The following is a 21,641-nucleotide window of genomic DNA, read 5'->3' on the forward strand; positions in this document are numbered from 1 at the left end:
AAATCGATAATGGAGACAATTTTAAAGTCTATTCTCACTTGCCCGAACTGCAATGTATCCAAGAAAGAAACCATGCCTACAAATGCATGCCAATTCTTTCACGAATGCGCCAGCTGTGGAACCGTAGTAAAGCCATTGGAAGGTGATTGCTGTGTTTTTTGCAGTTACGGCTCTGTACCGTGTCCACCAATTCAACAGGCGCAGTCATGTTGTGGCAAATGAAAATTATAACCAATTAGAAATTCTATAAGCTTTCCTTCTAAGTTCTTTTTTTACCTTTGCAAAGTGAAATTTTTCGCAGTCATACTATCTCTTTATTTCCTGGGGCTAAACTTTATTCCCTGTGATGACACAGCTGTATCCGAAAATCAGGATACTGTGCCCGTTAATTTGGAAGTAGATCAGGATCAGCAAGGAGACCAGCATGGAACTTCTGATGACTGTCCTCCTTTTTGCCAGTGTCACTGCTGCCATGTGCATGTGGTGAGATTCGAAACAAGTAGCTTCGAAGTATTTGAGCCAAAAACACCTTTTTTGACTCCCTTATTTGGGGAAAGCGCGGGCAAGGAAGTTTCCTTTTCTCACTTCCAGCCTCCCCGTATTTAATTTAGTTTTAGGATAGCTATATCCTGTTGTCACTGGCTGCTGCCAGAGAATTTGTTACAAACTGAATTAAATTATCATGTATGATTAATAAGATCATTGATTTTTCGATCAATAATAAATTTATTATTGGTCTCTTAACAGTGGTGCTCATTGGCGCAGGGATCTGGAGCGTTTTTCAGGTTCCCGTAGATGCCCAACCAGACATCACGAATAATCAGGTGCAGGTGATCACCCAGGCACCTAATTTAGGAACTGAAGACATCGAGCAGTTCGTCACCTACCCCGTGGAAATTGCCATGAGTAATTTGCCGGGCGTCACGGAGATTCGCTCAGTTTCCAGGTTCGGACTTTCCGTTGTAACCATTGTCTTTGAAGACGACATGGGTACTTATCTCCCCAGGCAGTTAGTCGGTGAAAAACTTAATGCTGTAAAAGATGAAATCCCCGAAGGATTTGGACAACCTGCCATGGGACCTATTTCTACCGGTCTCGGGGAAATTTATCAATACACTCTCGAGGTAGAAGAGGAATTCAAGGACGACTATTCCCCTACTGAGCTGAGAACAATTCAGGATTGGATTGTACGACGACAAATGGCTATGGTGCCGGGAGTTGTAGAAGTCAACGGTGTTGGCGGAATGATCAAGCAATATGAAGTTGCTGTGGATCCGGACGAACTAAAAGCCATTGGACTTTCCATTTCTGATGTTTTTACCGCCCTCGAAAACAATAATCAGAATACCGGCGGGGCTTATATCGAGAAGAACCACCAGGCCAACTTCATTCGGGGCGAGGGCCTTGCCCGAAGTGTGGAGGACCTGGAAAAGATCGTTGTCACCACTTCCGGCGGAGTACCTATAACAGTTTCAGACGTTGCTGATGTTCGAATAGGAAGTGCCGTGCGTTATGGAGCACTAACAAAAAATGGACAGGGAGAAGCCGTTGGCGGAATGGTCATGATGCTGAAAGGAGCCAACTCCAATGAGGTAATTGACAATGTAAAAGATAGGATCACGCAGATTCAGAAATCCCTTCCTGAAGGTGTTTCCATAAAGCCATTTTTGGATAGAAGTGAACTCATTAGTGACACCACTTCCACAGTTACAAAAAACCTGCTCGAAGGAGGACTCATTGTGATCTTTGTTCTGGTGCTGCTCCTGGGAAACTGGCGGGGAGGATTAATAGTGGCTTCAACAATTCCGCTCTCCCTCCTGTTTGCTTTCATTCTGATGAACCTTTTTGACGTCTGGGCAAACCTGATGAGCCTTGGGGCAATAGATTTTGGGATCATAGTCGACGGAGCCGTGATCATTGTAGAAAGTACTGTTTTTACTATTCATCAACGCATGAAGAAAAGAGGAGAGTTGAACAAGACTGAGAGAAATTCGATAGCCTCCTCTTCTGCAAAAAAGATGATGAATTCTGCCTTTTTCGGACAGCTCATTATTCTCATCGTTTTTCTGCCAATCCTCGCCCTGGAAGGGGTTGAAGGAAAGATGTTCAAGCCAATGGCACTCACCTTTATTTTTGCCATGCTGGGTGCTATGATCTTATGCTTGACATACGTTCCAATGATCTCTGCTCTCTTTCTTAAGGAAAGTAAAAAACGAAAGAGATCCTATGGTGACAAATTTGTTGGTTGGGTTCAGAATAAATATGAGCCTCTATTAAAGAAATCTTTAAAAAGAGGAAAAATTGTCCTCGGCTCCGCTATAGCCTTATTTGCCTTGGCCGCGTTCATGTTCACCAAAATGGGAGGGGAATTTATTCCACAGCTGGACGAAGGGGACATAGCTTTTCATATCATTTTAAAACCGGGAAGTTCTCTTGACGAAGGAATTGCAACCTCTACAAGAATAGAACAGCTTCTCCTAGACGAATTTCCGGAAATAGAACAGGTAGTCACCCGTTTTGGAGTTTCTGATGTACCAACAGATCCTATGCCTATGGACATTGGAGATAGCTTCATTATTCTAAAGGATAAAGATGAGTGGACATCTGCCGAATCAAAAGATGAGCTTATTGCCAGGATCAAAGAAACCATCGGCATTATTCCCGGGGTTAGTTATGAATTCACGCAACCTGTCGAAATGAGGTTCAACGAACTTCTTACCGGGGTGAGGGAAGATGTTGCAGTCAAACTTTATGGTGAAGATCTGGAGGTTTTGGCAAGTAAGGCGCAGGAGATGGGTAACATTATTTCTACTGTTGAAGGAGTTGCCGATATGAAAGTAGAGGCCACGGCAGGATTACCGCAGATCACGGTCAACTATAACAGGAATAAAACTGCGCAATACGGCTTACAGATCAAGGAGCTGAATTCCCTAATCCAGTCGGCTTTTGCAGGCGGGGATGCGGGAGTTATTTTTGAAGGAGAAAGGCGATTTGACCTGGTAGTCCGATTACAGGAAGAAGAAAGAACGAGTATTGAGAATATCAGGAATCTATACGTAACCCTGCCTTCAGGTAGCCAGATCCCGCTGAAAGAAGTGGCTGATATAAGTTATCAGCCCGGCCCGATGCAGATCAGTAGGGATAACACCAACCGTCGCACCTACGTGGGAGTAAATATCCGGAATCGTGACGTAAAGTCTGTGGTGGAAGATATTCAGAACAAACTGGACGCTGAATTTGATTTACCACCGGGTTATTACATTCGCTACGGTGGAGCTTTTGAAAATTTCGAACGGGCAAGCAAAAGACTGCAAATTGTAGTCCCTATTGCCCTGCTCCTCATTTTCATCCTGATCTATTTTGCTCTTAAATCCTTCAAGCAAACCACCATGATCTACATAGCCATTCCACTTGCCGCTATTGGTGGAATATTTTCTTTATGGCTGCGAGACATGCCCTTTAGCATTTCAGCCGGGGTTGGTTTCATTGTTTTATTTGGAGTGGCTGTTTTAAATGGTCTTGTACTTATTAGCAGTTTCAATGAATTAAAAGAAGAAGGTGTGAAAAATCTAAATGAAAGGATCAGTCTTGGAACAAGAAGTAGAATCCGTCCTATTTTATTAACGGCTCTTACCGATGTGCTTGGATTTTTGCCTATGGCGATTTCAAGCTCGGCGGGAGCAGAAGTGCAACGGCCGCTGGCAACCGTAGTTATTGGAGGGCTGATCACCTCTACCCTGCTCACATTGTTCATTTTGCCTATTCTCTATAAATGGGTTGAGTCAAAGTCGGGCAGTATGAAATTTAAACCCGCAACAGGTGGTTCTTTTGCAGTAATTCTTGTCCTGTTCCTTTTACCTGCCGGTCTAAAGGCACAGACAACTCAATTATCTCCGCAGGTAAGTCAGGAGGAAGCCGTTGCCCTGGCTCTTCAGAATTACCCACTTCTGAAAAATGAAAAGTTAAGAATTGACCAGGAGCAGGCAATGAAAAGATCTGCCTGGGATCTTGGGGAAACCGAAGTATTTACGGGTGGAGAAGAGCTTGGAGAAGCAGGTGGAATATACACGACTGTTGGTGTTCAACAGAAAGGGATTGATTTGTTAGGAATACCTTCTAAGAACAAACTTTACAATAGAAGGATCGCACTTGCCGAAGAAGCTTATGATCTGTCTCAACTTCAGGTGGCACAGGAGGTCAAAATAGCCTGGAGTCGTGCCTTTTCAGCAAAACAACAGTATCTGTTATTTCAGGAACTGGATTCCCTGTACCAAAAATTAGAGCAGGCAGTTAGTCTGCGGTACGAGGTCGAAGCCATTTCGAGATTGGAAATGCTGACAGCCAAAAATAAGATCAGCCAAATATCGATTGATTTGCAACAGGCGGAAACGAATTATTTAACAGCCGTCCAAAAACTGAATCTTTGGTTGGGAAATGAAGAAAGCTATGACGTCCCGGATGATTTTCAAGGTATTCAGGAGGATGAAATTTTCCTTACCGGAGAATTACCTACGGATCATCCTCTTTTGGAAGTTTCTGAAAAGAGGGCTGCGGTGGCAGAAGCTGCTTATGCTGCAGAAAAGGCTAATTTTCTACCCGATTTCAGTGTTCAGTACGGACTTCAAAAAGTAAATGGGGCAACCGGTTTTTATAATTATCAGACGGGTATTTCTATTCCAATTCTTTCCGGAGCTGCATACGGCCAGGCTAAAGCGGCAAAAATAGAAAAGGAAATTGCACAAAGAGCTGCCGACTTTCAGAAAGACCAGATAAGAACAAATTTTGAAATTGCCTTGAGCAATTATAAACGATGGAAATCTTCCTGGCTGTTTTATAAGGATGAAGTCCTGCCCTTACTGAAGGAACAACGGGAGGGCTCATTATTTGCCTTTAATGAAGGTGCCATTGAATATGTGGCCTTTATTCAGAACTTAGACAATGCAATGGAGTCAGAAATCAAAGCGCTCGAGGCTTTTGAAAATTACCAGATAGCCCTTGCAGAATTACAATTTTACCTAACTGGAAAAAACTAAAAAATGAAATTTCAAACAATTTATATACTCCCGTTTCTCCTCCTATTGTCTTGCGGGGAAAATGCAGAAAAAGAGGAGAATCAGAAAGAAGAAGCCGGTGAACCTGCTAAAGCAGAAGCCGTCAAGGAAGCTATGCTTTCACAGCAGCAGTTCGATGTCCTTGATATAAAAATTGACAGCCTTACAACCAGATTAATGAGCGGCTATGTACAGGCAAATGGAGAGCTGGAAGTCCCTCCTCAAAGTGAAGCCACAGTTACTCCTGTGATTGGAGGCAATGTATCGTCAATAGTAGTGATCGAAGGAGATGAAGTTCAGCGTGGAGATGTATTGGCCTACATTGAACACCCGGAGATCATTGAGGTACAAACGCAATATATGAATGCCTTAAACAGTCTGAATTATCAGGAAAAAGAGTTCCAAAGACAAGAAAAATTGTACGAAGCTGGAGTCGGTTCAGGGCAAATTTTTCAACGTGCCGAGGCAGAATTGGAAAGCCTCCAAGGACAGGTTGCCGGGCTTAAGGCTCAACTGCAACAACTAAATATTAATCCTGAAACTATTCAAAATGGCAACATCCAACAGAGGATTCCGGTTAGGAGCCCTATAGATGGAGCTGTCCAATCGGTCAACATCAAAACAGGCCAATTTGTACAGGCGCAGTCGGAGATGTTTCATATCATCAATACGAAAGATGTGCATGTAGACCTCATGGTCTTTGAAAAAGATGTTGCCAAAGTAGAGAAAGGACAGAAAGTATATTTCACGATCGAATCATTACCCGGAACTGAATTGACTGCGGAAATAATTTCTGTAAGCAAGAACTTTGAACAGGATCCCAAAGCAGTTCATGTTCATGCGGAAATCATCGACAGGCCTGAAAACCTGGTACCGGGAATGTACGTGAGAGGGCGAATTGCGGTTGACAACCAACAAACAACAGCTCTTCCCGAATCTGCCATAGTTAGAGAAGGGGGTAAATTTTATGCTTTTACGGCAGAAGAGGAAGGAGATGCATGGAGCTTTAGACCTGTAGAGGTGATTACCGGTACCAATGGAGGTGAATGGGTTGAAGTAAAGCTATTAAAAGACCTGCCGGAAGAGACAAGATTTGCCTATAATAATGCCTACTATCTAATGGCGGAGATGCAGAAGGGCGAAGGCGGACACAGCCATTAATTATAAGTAACTTGGAATAAACAATAGACATGGGTCACGATCATTCTCACGGAAACTCTGAAAAGAATCTTAAGCTGGCATTTTTCATCAATTTCGGCTTTACCATTATCGAGATCATTGGAGGATTTCTTACCAATAGCGTCGCGATCATTTCTGATGCCTTGCATGACCTGGGCGATAGTTTGTCCCTCGGGCTTGCGTGGTATATAGAAGGTAAGGCTAATAAAAAGGGGGCTACAAACGAATTTAGCTTCGGGTATGCCCGCTTCAGACTTTTGGGTGCTTTAATTAATTCTGTAGTTCTTGTAGCAGGTTCTGTTTATATTATTTACGAAGCAATCTCCCGACTTCAAAATCCGGAGGCTGTTGATTCAAAGTACATGATTGGCTTCGCTATCCTTGGAGTCCTGGCTAACGGTTATGCTGCCTGGCGAGTAAGTGGAGGAAAATCTTTAAATGATAAGGTTGTAAGTTGGCATCTACTGGAAGATGTATTGGGATGGGTCGCTGTTTTTATTGTGGCTATCATTCTGCAGTTTAAAGACTGGTACATTCTGGACCCAATTCTTTCACTGGGCATTACGCTTTACATCCTATGGGGTGTCGGCGGAAGACTCAAAGACACTCTTCATTTGCTTCTCCAGGGAGTTCCGGAAGGATTAAATATGCAGGAAGTCAAAAAGCAGCTACAGCAGGTTGATCACGTTAGTTCTATTCATCATATGCACGTTTGGTCCCTGGACGGAGAACACCATGTGCTGACGGCTCACCTGGTCCTGGAAAAGATCAGCCACTTCGATCAAATAGATGACGTGCGGCAGAAGGCTATAGAGTCTGTGGAAGAGTGGGATTTTAGCCATCATACGTTTCAGTTAGAACTCGATAAGGAAAAATGCCCGATGCTGAAGAGTCACTAAAATTAATTTACTAAAGCTTGACGTAAGTATGAACAAAAGCATTTTCATTATCCAGAAGATGGACTGTCCTTCGGAGGAACAGATGATAAGAATGAAACTTGAACCGGTTGACCAGGTAAAGCATCTGGAATTCGATATTAATCGGAGAAAACTCGAAGTATATCATACAGGGAATGGGGATGAAATCCACCGCGCCATTAGCCAGTTGGGTTTAAATGACAGACTTGAGGAAACAACTGAAGCTGTCTTGCCTTTGCCCTCAGATGATTCGCATCAAAAGAAAATTTTATGGTGGGTACTCGGAATCAACTTCGGGTTCTTTCTTCTGGAAATGACCACCGGATTAATTTCAAACTCGATGGGTCTTATTGCCGATTCTCTGGACATGCTTGCAGACGCCTTTGTTTATGCGCTAAGTCTGTTCGCTGTGGGAACATCTATAGGAAGAAAAAAGAGAATAGCAGGAATAAGTGGTTATCTACAAATGGGACTGGCTTTGGTGGGATTTGCAGAGGTCTTGAGAAGATTTTTTTCAAGTACCGATATGCCTCTGTTCGAGTGGATGATATTTGTTTCCATTTTTGCCCTCGCCGGAAATCTGATCTCCCTTTGGCTCATTAACAAAGCTAAAACCGATGAGGCTCACATGCAAGCCAGTGCTATTTTCACTTCCAACGATATCATTGTAAACGGTGGAGTAATACTGGCCGGAGTTCTCGTGTATTTCCTCGACAGTAAGTGGCCAGATTTAATTATTGGAGGCATTGTTTTTTCATTTGTCATGCGAGGCGCTCTTCGAATTTTGAAATTATCAAAGTAGAGCGGGTTGATTTGGAAAGCCGCGACTTTATAACAGAAGTTTAAGAAGGAGCAGGATGTAAATGGTTAATTTAGAGTACAAAACCCTCTTTTTTACCGGAAATGAGCGAATTCTTAATGGTTTTATTACTTGCCGCTATGCCTGCCGTGGGGAATTTTTCAGGCGGTTTGCTGGCAGAGTGGATCAATGTTTCCGAAAAAACCTTGAATTTGGCGCTTCACTTCGCTGCAGGTATAATACTCGCTGTTGTAGGTTTAGAATTAATGCCTACTGCACTTGAAGTAGAGCAACCATGGATTCCCATTGCAGCTTTTATGGGAGGAGGCTTCACTTTTCTTCTTCTGGAAAAAGCGGTTCATTTCATAAAAGACCGGTTCGGAGGTGAAGGCAAGGCAACGGGATCAGCCTGGGGGATCTATTTAGGAGTTGCAATTGATCTTTTTAGCGACGGCATCATGATAGGCACAGGCTCTACTGTATCAGTGTCTTTAGGGCTCCTTCTCGCCCTGGGCCAAGTTCCTGCAGATATCCCGGAAGGTTTTGCCACAATTGCCACCTTCAAGAGCAAGGGAGTGCCTAAAAAAATGCGCTACTTACTTGCAGCCGGTTTTACAATTCCTATTCTTCTCGGCGCTACAATTGGTTTTTGGACAATGCGCAACAGTGGTGATTTGATCAAATTCAGTCTGCTGGCATTTACCGCCGGTATCCTGCTCAGCGTCGCCATCGAAGAAATTTTGACAGAAGCTCATGGTAAACCCGATCCTGCCTATGCTTCTGTTCTTTTGACTTCAGGTTTTTCCCTGTTCGCATTGCTCACGGTTTATTTAGAAGGCTAAAAAAAAATAGATTATGAATACCTGGTTATGGGCTTTGGTTCTGATTGCAGCTGTATGGGCAGCTCACTGGGGTGCGGAGCACCTGGCAAAGCCCTTAAAAATACTAAGAAAACAGTGGGGCTTTTCGGTAGCTGCCGGTGGCGCCTTAATTGGTTTGGCAGCTGCCAGTCCTGAAATAGGAATAAATATCACCAGTGCAGTAACCGGCGTGGGAGATATTGGTCTGGGGACCATGTTTGGCTCTAATGTTATTGCTATTCCTTTAATGGTCATAACAGCTTACATTGCGACCAGACATCTAAAAAATAAGAACGAAGATGAAGGACACCAGGAGCACAAGAAGGAGCACCTGCTAAAAGTAGATCCCACGGCCGTAACAGTCCAGGCTTTACCGTACTTGGTAATTGTAGCAGTAGTAGCTATACTAACTGTTCCTTCTGCCTGGAGAGGGTTACAGCCCGTGGATGGCTGGATAATGTTGGGAATGTATATCGCTTTTCTTGCTCAGGCCCTCCTTAGAGGAAAAAAAGAAAGCGAAAAAGTGGAATGGAAGAAAAAGGAGATCTGGTTGGCGGTAGCAGGTCTGGTTGCTTTAGGTTTAGGCGCCTTTTTCACAGTTCGTGCTACAGAAAACCTGGTTTCCTCCTTTGGATTATCACAAATAGTGGGTGGTTTATTTATTACAGCTCCAATGGCTGCATTGCCCGAAGTTTTTGCTACCTGGAGTGTAGCTAAAAGTGGTCAAATCACTTCCGGTGTCACCAGCGTCATAGGAGATCATGCCGTTACCCTGACAGTAGCATTTTTCCCTCTGGCTTTAGTTGGCTTGCCGGTAAGCAACTTTTCCCTATTCGTAACAGTTTTAAGTTTTGTGGGATTAGTAGGCATTCTTTATGCTGCTTTCATTCATATGGGCAGCAGGAAAAGCGGACATGGTTTTAAACGGTGGCAGGTCGTTACCCTTGGAAGTGTTCTGCTGGTTTATATTGCGGTTGTGCTCTTTGGGATGCTAAATATCATGAATAATTGACCATATATGCAATATTTGGATCATGAACCGTAAATTAAATTCCTGTTCTTGAGTTCGAGTTCCGCAAGACATAGGGCGGTTGCACGCCATGTCATATCTGGGAGACGAAAGTTTTTCTCAGTGGCAGTATTTCGAAGCTTTTTTATACATTCATCCCTATGATTAAAGTATAACATGACTCGCTGACTATTGTCGATAAACTTAATCGTGACAATCCAGCAATATTTTTTGGACCCATTTATCCATTGTGGATCACAAGATAAATCCTTTTCGACTCCTACTATTCTAAATTCTCGACCATTAGGACTCTTCTGAACAAGATATGGGTTCAGAATTATGATCTGGTTATCTACTCTCATTAAAACGGAATTTCATCCTCTGGTGAATCCCAGGGTGCTTCTATAGAACTGCACGACCTATCTGGACGAGGGTTTGGGATCAAGTTAGACGGTAGATTAGAGGGATTGCTATTATCAACCTTGGATTGATCTAAGAAGCTTTCGTTTTGAAAGTTATAATCGGCGGCATAATACCTACCACTGGGTAAATGGTATTTGAAGTTAACCCGACCGTTAATATTACCCTGAAAACTGAATTTAGTTTTCATGTTGTAAAAATCAGTGCTGTCTTGAGTCCCCAGTTGTTGATCTCCAAAATTCCTATAGATCGTAAAGCCGTCGTGAGTCTGATTCCGAAAATCGGCACTTCCTGAAACATCATACAAGGAAGGAATGTTATACGCACCCGTTTGTTCGTTTTTCTGCATTTTAGTAGGATGAGCAACTAAGAATATGATGACATTGTTACGCTGAGCAAAGCTGGTAAGTTCCGTCAAACAGGTGTTGATGAGATCATATTTATTTCCCTTGTCCTTAAAAAGAACCTTATTGAATGCATCAATTATAAAGATATCTATGCCGTAAGAGTACATCTGTTCCTTAAACCTGTCCAGTAGCCAATCCCAGGTCGGAGATTCACTTCCTTCTGGCCCGGTCAAATAGATTTTTTCATTAGCCCATTCTTTGTATTTCAATATTTCCTCTGCACTGACTCTCTCACATCCCAATTTCTCTGCCTTTTCCATATCAAATGCTTTCCCTGTCACCTTTTCAATTAATGTGGATTGATGAAGAGCCATTGGGTGGTGCTCTGGAGAAAACCAGCTGGCTTTTAGATCATAGTCATTAATCAAATTAAGGACGTACCAATCAAGAAAATTTGATTTGCCATGGGAAGGAATCCCAGTAACCGTCACCAAGTGTCCTTTCATAGTTGAGAATACTTCCTTCATAGGTCCGAAAAAAGACTTCTTGGGATAAAGGGTATCTGGAGTGCCATTATTATATAGAGCCATCAGAGGATCAAAAAGATCCTCCACAGTATAGGTGCCGCTTAAAGGATAAGGCTTTGCTGAGGCAATTGCCTCTTCCAGGACCTCACGCCCTTCCATTAAATCTCCGTTCGCGTCCTTATTGTTGAAGACGACTCTGGCGCACTTCCAACGGCCCAATCGTTGGGCTATTTTTTCGCTAAGATTCTGACCCTTTTCATCACAATCTGTCGCTATGTAAAACTTCTTCACCCCAGAAATAACGGTCTGCGCATTTTCCCAAACATCGTCATTGTCGTTAGCCCCGTTAGGAACGCTAATAACATTCTTGATCCCAATTTCCCAAAGTGCGAGCTTATCCATTTCCCCTTCTACAATGTATATTTCATCGGACTCGAGTATGTCATTTAAACCATAGAAGATGTTTTTAGTGCCTGGTGACTGGGTAAACTTTTTGTCTATTGATCTATATTTTTTATTTACTATGGTATCTCCTTCGAAGTAGTTGAAAACAATGCTGGGAACCTTCCGACCTAAGGCGGGCTGAAATATGATTTCTTCAGTAATTCGATTGTCAATAACTGTAGACTGATTAATACCTCTTTTTTCAAAATAGCGGACAAATTCTTCTGAAATGGAAGTATAGTTTTTCCATTTTTGCTCTGGCAATAAGTAACTTTTGTTCAATTTGTTTGATATTCCAGATTCACGAAAAGATTTTTCATTGCAGTAGTGGCATTTTGCCATTCCTGTATCAAGATTAACACTCAGAGAAGTATCCCTCTTGTTGGTTCTTCTGTCAATGCAGGCAGGGCATTTTACTTTTATTTGCCCAGTTGTTCTCCCTTTTGTATCTATTTCACTCCAGGCCATCATATCACAGGGTTTTGGAAAGTAGGTACAGCGGATAATTTACAAGGCTTACGGGTTTTTTCGTGCCAATTCATAAAATGGGATAGATAGTCTTTCCATGTTTTTTTATTTTGGCCTATTGCTTTGAGATACAGGTTGAAATCTAAAAGTCGCTTCTCTAAAGTTAGTTCTCCAATAAACTCCATTTTCTGTTTTGCTGCTTGGATCAAAGTATTATTGGTAAGATATTTTTGATAGAGGATGTCGATGTCGTAGAACTCTTCTTCTACAATTGCATTTTCATTTACAGTTGCATTGGCATTTACACTTACAGCTTTATTAGCTTTTGTCAGGTTATCATCAAAACCTTTAGCTTTTTTAGCTTTAGTTAGGTTTTCCTCCAAACCATTAGCTTTATTAGTTTCATTTTGCTTTTCCTCAAGGTCATCAGGCTTTTTGAACTTTGGCGGCCGCCCACCTTTCTTTCCATTCTCTGATTTCACTGCTTTCGTTGCCTCCCACTTCACTTGGTCTCTATCTAATGTGCTTTTAATTTGAATAAAGAGGTATTTCGTCAGTTCATCTGGTGGATCACACTCCTCCCCGTCCATGTACTTCACAATGTGTTTTATAAGCTTTCCTGCCTGTTCATTAGGCAAACTCTCCCACAGTTCCCTGCTATCTGTATAAAGAATAAAGGATTTCTTTCCGATCGCTTTTGGATTTTTTACTGCCATTTTTTTAACTGTTTTAGGTAAACAATATGTTTAGTAGTTGTGTCATAAAACGGGGACGTTCCGTCATTTCTGTGCGGGACGTTGTAAACCGGATGATACCTCTCCTGGGGTTGCTGCCTCGTATAGGCCCTAAACTCACCTTTTGTAAGCGGTTTGTCTTCTTCACGGGTAAGGGCGCTTTTGGCAAAATCGGTGACGACATTTGCGATTGCAGCATTGCCAACTCCTGCCAAACTAATTTTCGGCTCATTCTTCACCATTTCTTTTTGAGGCAGTGAAAGACCTTTGGAAGGTTCAGTTGAGGCCGGTTTGATTCGTCGTTTAAATGCATTTACCCGACAGCTCGTACAACAATATTTTTGCACAAACCTTCTTCTGGGGACATAGTATTTTCCACAATAGTGGCAGCTATACTCATGATTTTCCATAAATAGCGTAAGTTTTACGTTAGGCTAACGCTAATCAGGTAAGACCGAGTTTTAATTAAATCGATCAATAACCCGAAGCGAATGGCCTCCGGTTATTAATTTCTCTTGTACTTGATTGATTTAACTTCAGAAAGGGCTTTCTGAAATTCTGCTTCTTCTATGAAGATCCTTCGGCCAAGACGTTTTGCCTTAACCTTACCATCGGTGATCCAATTGCGTACCGTAAGCTCTGCTACTCCGCAATGATCTGCCAATTCTTTTATGGACCGTTTTTTTACCTTTTGATTCTGACCTTCTAATCGGTCTAATTTCTGTTCCAGCCTTTCGAGTTGGCTGTAGATTTGTTGAAGTGGTTCAACGTCGAATACTAATTTCATCTGCTGTTATTTAAAATTGATGAAACAAAATTCCGAATAACAGCAAACGTAAAGGGGAGCAGGTATACTTAGGTAGGGTACCTCAATTTAAAATAAGATATGTTTAGTTATATCTTCAAAGACAGGTAAGGCGGTAGGGTTATGAGTAATTATAAGGTAACGAACCGCTTCGGCATCTTTTTTGGAATATCCTCTTTTTCCATCACTCGGCATTATCACATTATATTTATTTTTTAAATTGTCATATGAAAGTCCGTAGCGTATGGTCAAGGATTCAATAGCTTTCTTCTTACCTCCATCTGGGAAATAAGGTTCTAATTTTGATTTTTGAAGAACAAAATGATAAAGCATAGCACCGGCTGCCGTTAATTTTGCTTTAGGCTTATTCAACTCTTGTTTTAGAAAATTTAAAATTTTACCAAAACTAACACTAAGATTTTGTGCAGCGATCTGGTCTATTCCTCCGTTTTCATTTCTAATTCTTTCATTAATCTCCCATATGACGCCATTACCATCCAATACGCTTTTCGGAAACCACCCAATGGTATCACCAGCAAAGCCATGTTTAAGCTTGGTATTTTCTAAGCATCTTTGATACCAATCAATTTGTAGGGAAATGAATTCTTCTTCATCATTATCCACATAGGCCTCAACAAATAGGTCTTTGAGTCGCTCATAATTCTCCTTATACTCGGACAGAGTAAAAAATGTTTCCTGGCTCATCTACTCAGCTTTCTTTACGGTTTGGAAATTAATCTTAAAAGTCTCTGCAACGGCTTCTTTTTTGGCATCATCATCCACCTGGTAATATTGATTCAATGTCTTTAAATCCCTATGTCCGGTGATCTTCGATATAAGTTTATCACTTTTACCGTCCCTCTTAAGCATTGTAATAAAGGTTCTTCTGGCGGTGTGGGTACTTACCCTATCCTTAAATAAAACCGGGATCCTTTGCACCTGTTTTCCCCTGATTACCACTCTTTCTATTTCATGATCATACCCCGCTTTTTCAAAAACCTCTTTGATGTATTCATTCTGCTTCTGGTTAGCAATTAGAGGTAATTTGTATTTATATTTTTTAAGCAGGTAAAGAGCCAAATCATTAAGAGGTATAGTCCTTACCTCTTTCTCCGCTCCTTTCTCCTCTTTCAAGTGCAGCGTATCACCTGAAACATTGGTTTTGGAAACTAATCCTAATTCACCAAACCTTAATCCGGTCACACATGCGAAAACGAACACATCTCTTACTCTTTCAAGTCGCTCATTTTTGAAGTCATGTTGCATCAGCTTTTCCAGGTCAGATTTCTGTAATGCTACCTGGGGAATGATCACCTTGGGAACCTTCTGCATCTCCTTAAATTCTTCATTATAGGTATAGCCATTTTTGAGAGCCCATAACATGAAGGTCTTAAAAAGTCCGAAGTTTCTGGAGTAAGTATTATTCACATGCTTCTTTTCACCCATACAATAGTCCGTGAATTCAGCGTGAAACTTGCCCGTAATTGCATTAAAGGTCATCTTGTACTTCCGATCCTTTTCAAACTCCTTTAGGATATTCTTTATGTTCTTATACCGCTTCGCTGTAGAAGGTTTCCATTCTTGATTCTTGGTCTTTTGGTCCGTAAATTCATCATAGGCATCAAAAAAAATGTTCTTTCCTCCTGGTGCCTTTTTGAATTTTTCATCAAACTCTTTTTTAAGAAGTCTGGAGGTGAAATCTACCTGCATGGAGAGGCAGCGGTTACGAATTTCATTAAAGACGGCTGAATAGCGATCTAATTGCCCTTTTATCACTCCCCGATTAGCTGCCTTACTTTTTCCTTTAGTAGTCGGAATACGCCCTTCCTGATCCCAATGAGCAGGTAAAATTCTTTCTCCTGTGGAATACACGAATTTTTTCCCCTCCTCCTTAAAATAGCAGGAGAAATATATCAATGATTCCTTTTTCGAGTTGGGTTCTTTGAGGTAAAATGTGCTGGTCATTTGATTATGTTTTATAGATCAGGTGACAATATTAGGTGACAGGATCGGTGACAATATTACATAAACTTACTATAAATTCAAATGATAATAAGATTAAGTTTATCAACAAAATCAAGGGATAACACAGCAAAGATAAGGGATGAATGAAATTAATATAAAATTAGTTCGATAGCCTCCGACTCCACTTTTTGGACGAGTTCCAATAACAAAAACCCCGTAAACCCAGTATTTACGGGGTTTTTCATTTTTAATAACATCATTTAATATCAATTAATTCCACCTGAAGCGAGACCAATACGGTGACCTGTTTCGAAACTAAAAAACAGGTCTCGCTAAGCCCACAAAGGCTTATTTTCCAGTTATTTACACAAAGTTAAAGTTTTAAATCGTATGCTCTTTTTAGGTACTTTGAGAGACCAAACGAGACCTAAAATTGATCAAACGTATGAAAACAGATTTCCACACCCACTTCCACATTGTAAAAAATAAGCTAGATAAACGTGGCTTAGCACCAATTTTTCTCAGACTAACCGTCAACAGAAAGAGAAAAGAATATAGTATTACCCGTAGAATCCAACCTGAATTCTGGAATATAAAAATGGAAAAAGTGATGGGTAATAATCCAACTGAAAAAGAAATCAATACTCATATTAATAATATCCGCCACAAGCTTAACAAAATTCATCAAATATTATCTGATAATGATGAAATCATTACTGCTTCACGGATGATCCAAGAATTGAAAGGAGAAACAAAGCACAAGTCCAGGATGACCCTAGAAGTTTTTAAGGAACACAATGAGCAGATGGATAGACTCTCCAATAAAAGTATTTCAAACAGTACTGCTAAACGCTATTGGACTTGTTATAATCATGTTGAACAATTTATTCATGAAGAATATAAAACTGATGATTACCGAATGAAAAATATTGATCATCAATTCATCTCAAAATTTGAATATTTCCTCAAGACCAAACGGGAGTGCAATCATAATTCGGCGTTGAAGTATGTCAACAACTTCAAAAAGATAATTAGAATCGCTTTAGCCAATCAATGGATGGACCGGGATCCATTCTATAATTATAAGGTTCAGTTTGAAACGGTGGAACGTGAATATCTTAATGAAGAAGAAGTTCAAAAACTGGTAGATAAAGACCTGCACCTCGATCGCTTAAAACTTGTGCGAGACATGTTTGTCTTTAGCTGCTATACCGGCCTGGCATATTCTGATGTGAAAAAACTCAGCAGCGCCGATATTACCAAAGGTATAGACGGAGGGAAATGGATTCGCATCAAAAGAACCAAAACAAAGTCTCTTAGCAGTATTCCTCTATTACCTATTGCCGAAGAAATAATAGAGCGCTATCAAGACCACCCGGAAGTGAGGAAAGGAAACTGCATCCTTCCCGTTCTCAGTAACCAAAAATCAAACGCATTTTTAAAAGAAATCGCCATGATGTGCGGAATTGTTAAGCCTCTCACCACTCACCTGGCGCGGCATACATTTGCAACTACCATTACTCTAACCAATGGTGTCCCCATTGAATCTGTTAGCAAGATGTTGGGTCATAAGGATCTTAGAACCACACAGCATTATGCTAAAATTGTTGATAGGAAAATTAGTGATGACATGAAGGCACTAAAGATTAAACTTTTAGAAAAGGAGGAAATAAAATCTATTTCTGAAAAACAGAAAGAAGAATAGAATAATTCCCTTGAAGTAGACCGATCTTTTCGAATGACAGGACGGACAGTAAAAAAGTAACCTTAAAGCCTTTAAAATGGATGCCAAAAGTTTTCATCGTAGCTGTATAACTCTTTTATCTTGCCATCCGATCGAACAGCAAGCATTGTCTTGACATTATCATTAATTCTAAAGGTTAAAAAATAAATACTGAAAGGTTTAGCGATAAAATCCCATGGTTTTCTGTCTCCCAACATTCCGCTTAAATTTAGAACTTCTTCTGTCGATTCTTTTACTATGGAAAATGACTTTAAATCATACCTCTCTGCTAAATATTGTAGAGCAATAAGTTTGGCAGCTTCCAAATCTATATAAATAGCGTCTGTTTTTTGAAAAAGTGATTTTAACCTTTTCCCAATCTTCAACCAACCTTCTATACCTTTTTCAATTTTATCCCCTAATAGAAATACGGTCGTTACTCCATTTAAAACCGCCAATATTAAAGCCCAATCCGCTCCTGTACCTAAATTGACCTCTTTTAATTCGAAATCGGCATCTAGGAATTCTAGATCCTTTTTAATCTCTTCCAAAAATGATGATTCGATTTCCTCAATAGGAAAATTCATTAGATCATCTGAAGTATGTTTCGGTATAAATATTATTTCCATAGTCCTGGATCGTTATGAGCTAATTTCCCGTGTAAAAACTGTGCTCGCTCGCTTGCTTGCAGGAAGTTTCGATTTGAGACTGGCTCTAGCATGTTTTTACACGTTCTTGGCGATAGTTATTTCTTTATTTTTCCTTGTTCTTTTAATGTTTTATAGATGATATTAATTTTACCACTGTCTAATTTGACAGTTGATTTGGATATTAAAAAGTCAATCCTATCTTGTCTATGAGTTCCGGTAACATTTGATAATCTTTCCACTAAAACAAAGCTCTCTTCTGGAGTTAATTTTTTCCTTTTAATGTCCCCATAAAAATGTTTAATGGCCTTGGAAAGTCCCATAACTCCATAGTCATATCTCACTGACACGACGTATAAGTCCAAGATCTCTTTTTTAGTAAATTTTCTTTGCAACCACAAAGCAATCCAAATCTCAAAAAACTTTCTCAAATATTTGTTTTGGTTTGAAGGAATAAATAAAGTTCTAGCAAGCTGCATTGTTATTGTGGAGCCGCCACTTTCTATTAATCTAAATGCTTTCCGAAAAGGTTTAATTTGGCTTAGGCTTCCCCTAATAATTGCCTTGATTGATACACCTTTATTTGAATAAAAACTTTTGTCTTCAATATCAATTAGTATGGATTTAAGGTTCTCAAAATTTACATTTAGTCGTGACATTTCAACAACTTCAAGTTTTGCCCTGTAGATAACATATTCGAAGTTGTCGATTAAATGATAGCGAATAAGATTGGCTAAGAACCTCCCAATGTTGAGAAAACTCGTCTCGTGGGTGTCATTTAGGTTGCGTCGAAAAACTAACAAGTAAGCAATAGAAATGATAAAATTTCCTGTCAGCCAAGGAACTCTAAAAATTATTGTATCGTTTATTGTAACTGGAAATGCCGTTCTGTCATTAGTTGTTAACCACCAAATAGCATTTACGCCGATTGCTAAAACCCAAAACGGCATGCTTTGAAACATCAACCAACCGTTGAAATATTTAATAGCGAAAGGATTTGTAGCTCCTTCTACTCGCCAATTGGGGAGCGTTAAATGAATGCGTCCATAGTCAAGCCCAAGCATCGCCCTTAACGTTACTACTTTTCTTCCGTTAATTGTTATTTGTTTTTGCAAGTCCACAAAATAGCGAAGTAATAATGCACCGAATAGAAAAATAATAGTCGAAAAGAACAGAGCGTTTTCCTTAATAAGATTAAAGGCATGGTTATTTTTTTTATCGAGATTAAAAAATAACGGGATTAAAACAGTAACAACAGCTAAAAGAATGTTAGTTACTTGTCCATAAACTTTGGTTTGTCCGTTTGCAATTTTTTGAGCTTCCTCAAACTCTAATAGAACAACATCCCGATTTTCAGGTTTAAAATTGTAGGTCGGATAATACTGTTCTGCTTCGTTGTCCAATTTGTCCTGTTATTCTTTAATTACCCCCAACATCCTGTATGAAAACCGTGCGAGCGGGCGAGCATTATTGTCCGCAGGACAATCCGCTATGCAAGCTAGCACGGATTTTCGATTCGAGACTGATCTAAGCATTGTTTTATAATCGTTGGGCGTAGTATTATTCAGCATAGATATAAGTTTTAGTCGGTTCATTTAGCATTTTTTTCCAATTTTTGTCCATATAAGAATTAAAGTCAGAATAAAAAGATTTTCTCTTATCTTTTGGTTCAAGACCTTGCAAATACTTTGTCCAGCTATGGATCTTTATCATTATTTGTCCGTATTCGTACCATATGATTTTAGTCTCCAACTTTTGAAGTGTTGGTGAAATTAAATTGAAAAGTTCTATCATATTATGAATTTCACCGTTACCACATCCGCCCTCTGAAAACATGTTTTCAATAGTGTCGGTTTGTCCATCTTCAAATCGGAATTCATTATATTTCACTCCTGATATTTCATTATTGGCTTGAAATAGTTCTATAAATTTATTTATTTCTCCTATTCCAATATGATCACGTAAAAATTCAAGAGTTTTATAGGTATTATCAATTTTCCTCCGTTTTGTCGAATTTCTAAAAGTTCTTAGTGTTATTACAATACCAATTAGTCCTACTACAAGCAAAATCCAGTTTCTTATTTCAATAAAATCTAATTGTGAAAATTCCATTAATTATCTGATGAAGATTTTTTTAATTACGCCCACCGTCTCGAAAAACGCATGTTGCGGCTTAGGATACACAAATTTATCCGTTAATCCTTGTTTTTGAAAGGTAGCCAACAATGCCCTTTTTAAAAGGTATCCGCAATTTGTGTTATTCAATGTAGTTATACTATTCCAAATCTGGTTGTCCATTTTCGATTTCCTTAAAGATTGACGAATCATGATGGTTGCAAAGTAAAGGTTTGGACAGAGCATTCTTTAAACCGACTTTTTTAAATTCAAAGGGTGATTCATGGCGAGTAAATCGGTTTGCATCTATAATTCTTCTTTCTATGAGGTGTCCGTTTTCTGATATATTGCTTAGTATCCCATTCCTCTGAAGAAGATGAGAATTTATAGCATAATTGTTGCAGCCCTTTAAAATACACTTCTTTTTTTCCGATCCGAGGCACGGTGAATTTTCGAAATTTCAATTTGCTTATAATTAGGGATTGTCATCTTAAAAGTACCTAAGAAATTTAATGTAAGTCAATATAGCTTATTTTCCTCATCTATGATTATAAGAGAAGCGAACGAAGCGCAGCGAAGTGCTGCAAGCCCCCATATCTATCGAACTAATACTATGTTGTGAGGCCTGGAATCTTCATTTTAGTAATGGTTTCCAAAATTATATCTCTTTTTATAGGGCTTCTCATTGCCTTTTCCGCAAGTTTAGTAATAAACCTTCCAGGTAGAATATGAGAAGACTTATGTACAAAGGGGGGAGATCACTTGACATCGCTCTGCGTGTCATCCTCTTGCTTTCTCCCCTAATCCTTCTAAGGAATAACTAGGGTGGAAAAAATAGCTCCACATGCTACTTAGCCGTTCTTTTTTTAACTCAACAGAATTCTTATAGTAACCAATTAGAGAATAATTAACCGATTAATTTTGAAAAATCGAGGTAGCATTTGCAGGAGATCTTTCTTATATTGTTAGTAATTTTTAACAATCAATGTTTCAATTATCTATCTTTTGAATACCTATTGGAACATACCAGAAATTCCGCATAAAGGTTGGAATTTAGAATATGTCTATGACATCAGAGAAGAAGGGGAATCTGTCGATGAAACAGATTATGAGACATGTATGATGTGTAATAATGAAAGAATAAGATTTGTTCATGTTGTCAGCCATAAAGCATTTTCTCAAGAGTTAAAAGTAGGTTGTGTATGCGCGGAAAAAATGACCAGTGATTATGTTAATCCAAAAAAACAGGAACAGAGGTTAAGGCACAAAGCTCAAAGAAGGATTAACTGGTTAAGAAAAGAATGGAAGGCAAGTAAAAATGGTAATTTATTCGTAAAAGTGAAAGATCACCTTGTAGTAATCTTCAGGGATAAAAGGACAAAAAAATTCCGGTGCAAGATTGGAGAATTTTATGGGAAGAAGCAGTTTGAAACTATAAAACTTGCAAAGTTAGCTGCATTTGAAGGCATAGAATATTTTAAGAAAAAGGACATGTGGTAAAACCTGGACTGTTTTGACCAGCGGGTTAGTATAATTTGTAAACAGAGAGTGCCACCACATTCTCAACAAAAAAATTTAATTCTTATATACCCATAATACTTAGTAAAAGATTCTACTAATAGAATCCAAAT

Annotated in this window: 19 protein-coding genes; 10 read left to right on the plus strand and 9 right to left on the minus strand. The window is 39.7% G+C overall.

Going from position 1 to position 21,641, the window contains the following annotated elements; genetic code table 11:
* Nucleotides 1–9: 9 nt before the first annotated feature.
* The 8 genes from LA313_RS11880 (at nucleotide 10) to LA313_RS11915 (ending at nucleotide 9,818) form a co-directional block, all read left to right on the plus strand.
* Entirely contained in the window at nucleotides 10–222 is a 213-nt protein-coding gene (locus tag LA313_RS11880; protein ID WP_228915217.1) for a GDCCVxC domain-containing (seleno)protein, read from the plus strand.
* Nucleotides 223–285: 63 nt separating this feature from the next.
* A complete protein-coding gene (locus tag LA313_RS11885; RefSeq protein ID WP_228915218.1) occupies nucleotides 286–606 on the plus strand; it encodes a DUF6660 family protein in 321 nt (106 codons plus the stop codon).
* Nucleotides 607–686: 80 nt separating this feature from the next.
* Complete coding sequence (locus LA313_RS11890) at nucleotides 687–5,033, plus strand: CusA/CzcA family heavy metal efflux RND transporter (RefSeq protein WP_228915219.1); 4,347 nt, start codon at nucleotides 687–689, stop codon at nucleotides 5,031–5,033.
* A gap of 3 nt (nucleotides 5,034–5,036) precedes the next feature.
* On the plus strand, nucleotides 5,037–6,212 hold the full coding sequence (locus tag LA313_RS11895) for an efflux RND transporter periplasmic adaptor subunit (protein WP_228915220.1): 1,176 nt from the start codon (nucleotides 5,037–5,039) through the stop codon (nucleotides 6,210–6,212).
* 29 nt (nucleotides 6,213–6,241) lie between these two features.
* On the plus strand, nucleotides 6,242–7,129 hold the full coding sequence (locus LA313_RS11900; protein ID WP_228915221.1) for a cation diffusion facilitator family transporter: 888 nt from the start codon (nucleotides 6,242–6,244) through the stop codon (nucleotides 7,127–7,129).
* 28 nt (nucleotides 7,130–7,157) lie between these two features.
* Nucleotides 7,158–7,949 (plus strand): cation transporter, encoded by a 792-nt coding sequence (locus LA313_RS11905; protein WP_228915222.1) that lies wholly within the window; start codon nucleotides 7,158–7,160, stop codon nucleotides 7,947–7,949.
* Nucleotides 7,950–8,050: 101 nt separating this feature from the next.
* Nucleotides 8,051–8,788, plus strand: a complete 738-nt coding sequence (locus tag LA313_RS11910; protein ID WP_228915223.1) for a ZIP family metal transporter — start codon at nucleotides 8,051–8,053, stop codon at nucleotides 8,786–8,788.
* A gap of 13 nt (nucleotides 8,789–8,801) precedes the next feature.
* Nucleotides 8,802–9,818: a sodium:calcium antiporter gene (locus LA313_RS11915; RefSeq protein ID WP_228915225.1), complete on the plus strand. Its 1,017-nt coding sequence runs from the start codon at nucleotides 8,802–8,804 to the stop codon at nucleotides 9,816–9,818.
* 358 nt (nucleotides 9,819–10,176) lie between these two features.
* Here the strand turns inward: LA313_RS11915 and LA313_RS11920 are convergent, their stop codons facing one another.
* The 6 genes from LA313_RS11920 to LA313_RS11945 all read right to left on the minus strand — a co-directional run bounded on the left by LA313_RS11920 (nucleotide 10,177) and on the right by LA313_RS11945 (nucleotide 15,525).
* A complete protein-coding gene (locus LA313_RS11920) occupies nucleotides 10,177–12,024 on the minus strand; it encodes a toprim domain-containing protein (RefSeq protein ID WP_228915227.1) in 1,848 nt (615 codons plus the stop codon).
* Nucleotides 12,021–12,737 carry a DUF6291 domain-containing protein gene (locus LA313_RS11925; RefSeq protein ID WP_228915233.1) on the minus strand — a complete coding sequence of 239 codons (717 nt, stop codon included), beginning with the start codon at nucleotides 12,735–12,737 and terminating at the stop codon, nucleotides 12,021–12,023. The genes LA313_RS11920 and LA313_RS11925 overlap by 4 nt, the downstream gene beginning before the upstream one ends.
* Nucleotides 12,728–13,165, minus strand: a complete 438-nt coding sequence (locus LA313_RS11930; protein ID WP_228915235.1) for a hypothetical protein — start codon at nucleotides 13,163–13,165, stop codon at nucleotides 12,728–12,730. Before LA313_RS11930 ends, LA313_RS11925 begins: the two co-directional genes overlap by 10 nt.
* Before the next feature lie 95 nt (nucleotides 13,166–13,260).
* The gene (locus LA313_RS11935) at nucleotides 13,261–13,542 is read right to left on the minus strand and encodes a helix-turn-helix domain-containing protein (RefSeq protein WP_228915237.1); all 282 of its coding nucleotides are present in this window, start codon (nucleotides 13,540–13,542) and stop codon (nucleotides 13,261–13,263) included.
* Nucleotides 13,543–13,629: 87 nt separating this feature from the next.
* Complete coding sequence (locus tag LA313_RS11940; RefSeq protein WP_228915239.1) at nucleotides 13,630–14,265, minus strand: hypothetical protein; 636 nt, start codon at nucleotides 14,263–14,265, stop codon at nucleotides 13,630–13,632.
* The gene (locus LA313_RS11945; protein ID WP_228915241.1) at nucleotides 14,266–15,525 is read right to left on the minus strand and encodes a tyrosine-type recombinase/integrase; all 1,260 of its coding nucleotides are present in this window, start codon (nucleotides 15,523–15,525) and stop codon (nucleotides 14,266–14,268) included.
* 445 nt (nucleotides 15,526–15,970) lie between these two features.
* Here LA313_RS11945 and LA313_RS11950 point away from each other — a divergent pair, with 445 nt between their 5' ends.
* Entirely contained in the window at nucleotides 15,971–17,230 is a 1,260-nt protein-coding gene (locus LA313_RS11950; protein WP_228915243.1) for a site-specific integrase, read from the plus strand.
* Between the two features lie 71 nt (nucleotides 17,231–17,301).
* Here the strand turns inward: LA313_RS11950 and LA313_RS11955 are convergent, their stop codons facing one another.
* From LA313_RS11955 to LA313_RS11965, 3 genes are all read right to left on the minus strand, one after another.
* Nucleotides 17,302–17,877, minus strand: coding sequence for a hypothetical protein (locus LA313_RS11955; protein ID WP_228915250.1), 576 nt, complete (start codon nucleotides 17,875–17,877; stop codon nucleotides 17,302–17,304).
* A 116-nt stretch (nucleotides 17,878–17,993) separates the two neighbouring features.
* The gene (locus tag LA313_RS11960; protein WP_228915252.1) at nucleotides 17,994–19,298 is read right to left on the minus strand and encodes a biosynthetic peptidoglycan transglycosylase; all 1,305 of its coding nucleotides are present in this window, start codon (nucleotides 19,296–19,298) and stop codon (nucleotides 17,994–17,996) included.
* A gap of 157 nt (nucleotides 19,299–19,455) precedes the next feature.
* Nucleotides 19,456–20,007 carry a hypothetical protein gene (locus LA313_RS11965; RefSeq protein WP_228915254.1) on the minus strand — a complete coding sequence of 184 codons (552 nt, stop codon included), beginning with the start codon at nucleotides 20,005–20,007 and terminating at the stop codon, nucleotides 19,456–19,458.
* A gap of 1,008 nt (nucleotides 20,008–21,015) precedes the next feature.
* Here LA313_RS11965 and LA313_RS11970 point away from each other — a divergent pair.
* Nucleotides 21,016–21,510 (plus strand): hypothetical protein, encoded by a 495-nt coding sequence (locus LA313_RS11970; RefSeq protein ID WP_228915256.1) that lies wholly within the window; start codon nucleotides 21,016–21,018, stop codon nucleotides 21,508–21,510.
* The last annotated feature ends 131 nt before the right edge of the window (nucleotides 21,511–21,641 follow it).

Source organism: Salinimicrobium sediminilitoris, assembly GCF_020866905.1.
Classification (GTDB): domain Bacteria; phylum Bacteroidota; class Bacteroidia; order Flavobacteriales; family Flavobacteriaceae; genus Salinimicrobium; species Salinimicrobium sediminilitoris.

Excerpts from the sequence above, each read along its gene's own strand:
- LA313_RS11935 (WP_228915237.1), bottom strand. The coding sequence starts at position 13,542 with ATGAAATTAGTATTCGACGTTGAACCACTTCAACAAATCTACAGCCAA.
- LA313_RS11965 (WP_228915254.1), bottom strand. The coding sequence starts at position 20,007 with ATGGAATTTTCACAATTAGATTTTATTGAAATAAGAAACTGGATTTTG.
- LA313_RS11955 (WP_228915250.1), bottom strand. The coding sequence starts at position 17,877 with ATGGAAATAATATTTATACCGAAACATACTTCAGATGATCTAATGAAT.
- LA313_RS11950 (WP_228915243.1), top strand. The coding sequence starts at position 15,971 with ATGAAAACAGATTTCCACACCCACTTCCACATTGTAAAAAATAAGCTA.
- LA313_RS11905 (WP_228915222.1), top strand. The coding sequence starts at position 7,158 with ATGAACAAAAGCATTTTCATTATCCAGAAGATGGACTGTCCTTCGGAG.
- LA313_RS11915 (WP_228915225.1), top strand. The coding sequence starts at position 8,802 with ATGAATACCTGGTTATGGGCTTTGGTTCTGATTGCAGCTGTATGGGCA.
- LA313_RS11940 (WP_228915239.1), bottom strand. The coding sequence starts at position 14,265 with ATGAGCCAGGAAACATTTTTTACTCTGTCCGAGTATAAGGAGAATTAT.
- LA313_RS11930 (WP_228915235.1), bottom strand. The coding sequence starts at position 13,165 with ATGGAAAATCATGAGTATAGCTGCCACTATTGTGGAAAATACTATGTC.
- LA313_RS11890 (WP_228915219.1), top strand. The coding sequence starts at position 687 with ATGATTAATAAGATCATTGATTTTTCGATCAATAATAAATTTATTATT.
- LA313_RS11910 (WP_228915223.1), top strand. The coding sequence starts at position 8,051 with ATGAGCGAATTCTTAATGGTTTTATTACTTGCCGCTATGCCTGCCGTG.
- LA313_RS11920 (WP_228915227.1), bottom strand. The coding sequence starts at position 12,024 with ATGATGGCCTGGAGTGAAATAGATACAAAAGGGAGAACAACTGGGCAA.
- LA313_RS11925 (WP_228915233.1), bottom strand. The coding sequence starts at position 12,737 with ATGGCAGTAAAAAATCCAAAAGCGATCGGAAAGAAATCCTTTATTCTT.
- LA313_RS11900 (WP_228915221.1), top strand. The coding sequence starts at position 6,242 with ATGGGTCACGATCATTCTCACGGAAACTCTGAAAAGAATCTTAAGCTG.
- LA313_RS11895 (WP_228915220.1), top strand. The coding sequence starts at position 5,037 with ATGAAATTTCAAACAATTTATATACTCCCGTTTCTCCTCCTATTGTCT.
- LA313_RS11880 (WP_228915217.1), top strand. The coding sequence starts at position 10 with ATGGAGACAATTTTAAAGTCTATTCTCACTTGCCCGAACTGCAATGTA.
- LA313_RS11945 (WP_228915241.1), bottom strand. The coding sequence starts at position 15,525 with ATGACCAGCACATTTTACCTCAAAGAACCCAACTCGAAAAAGGAATCA.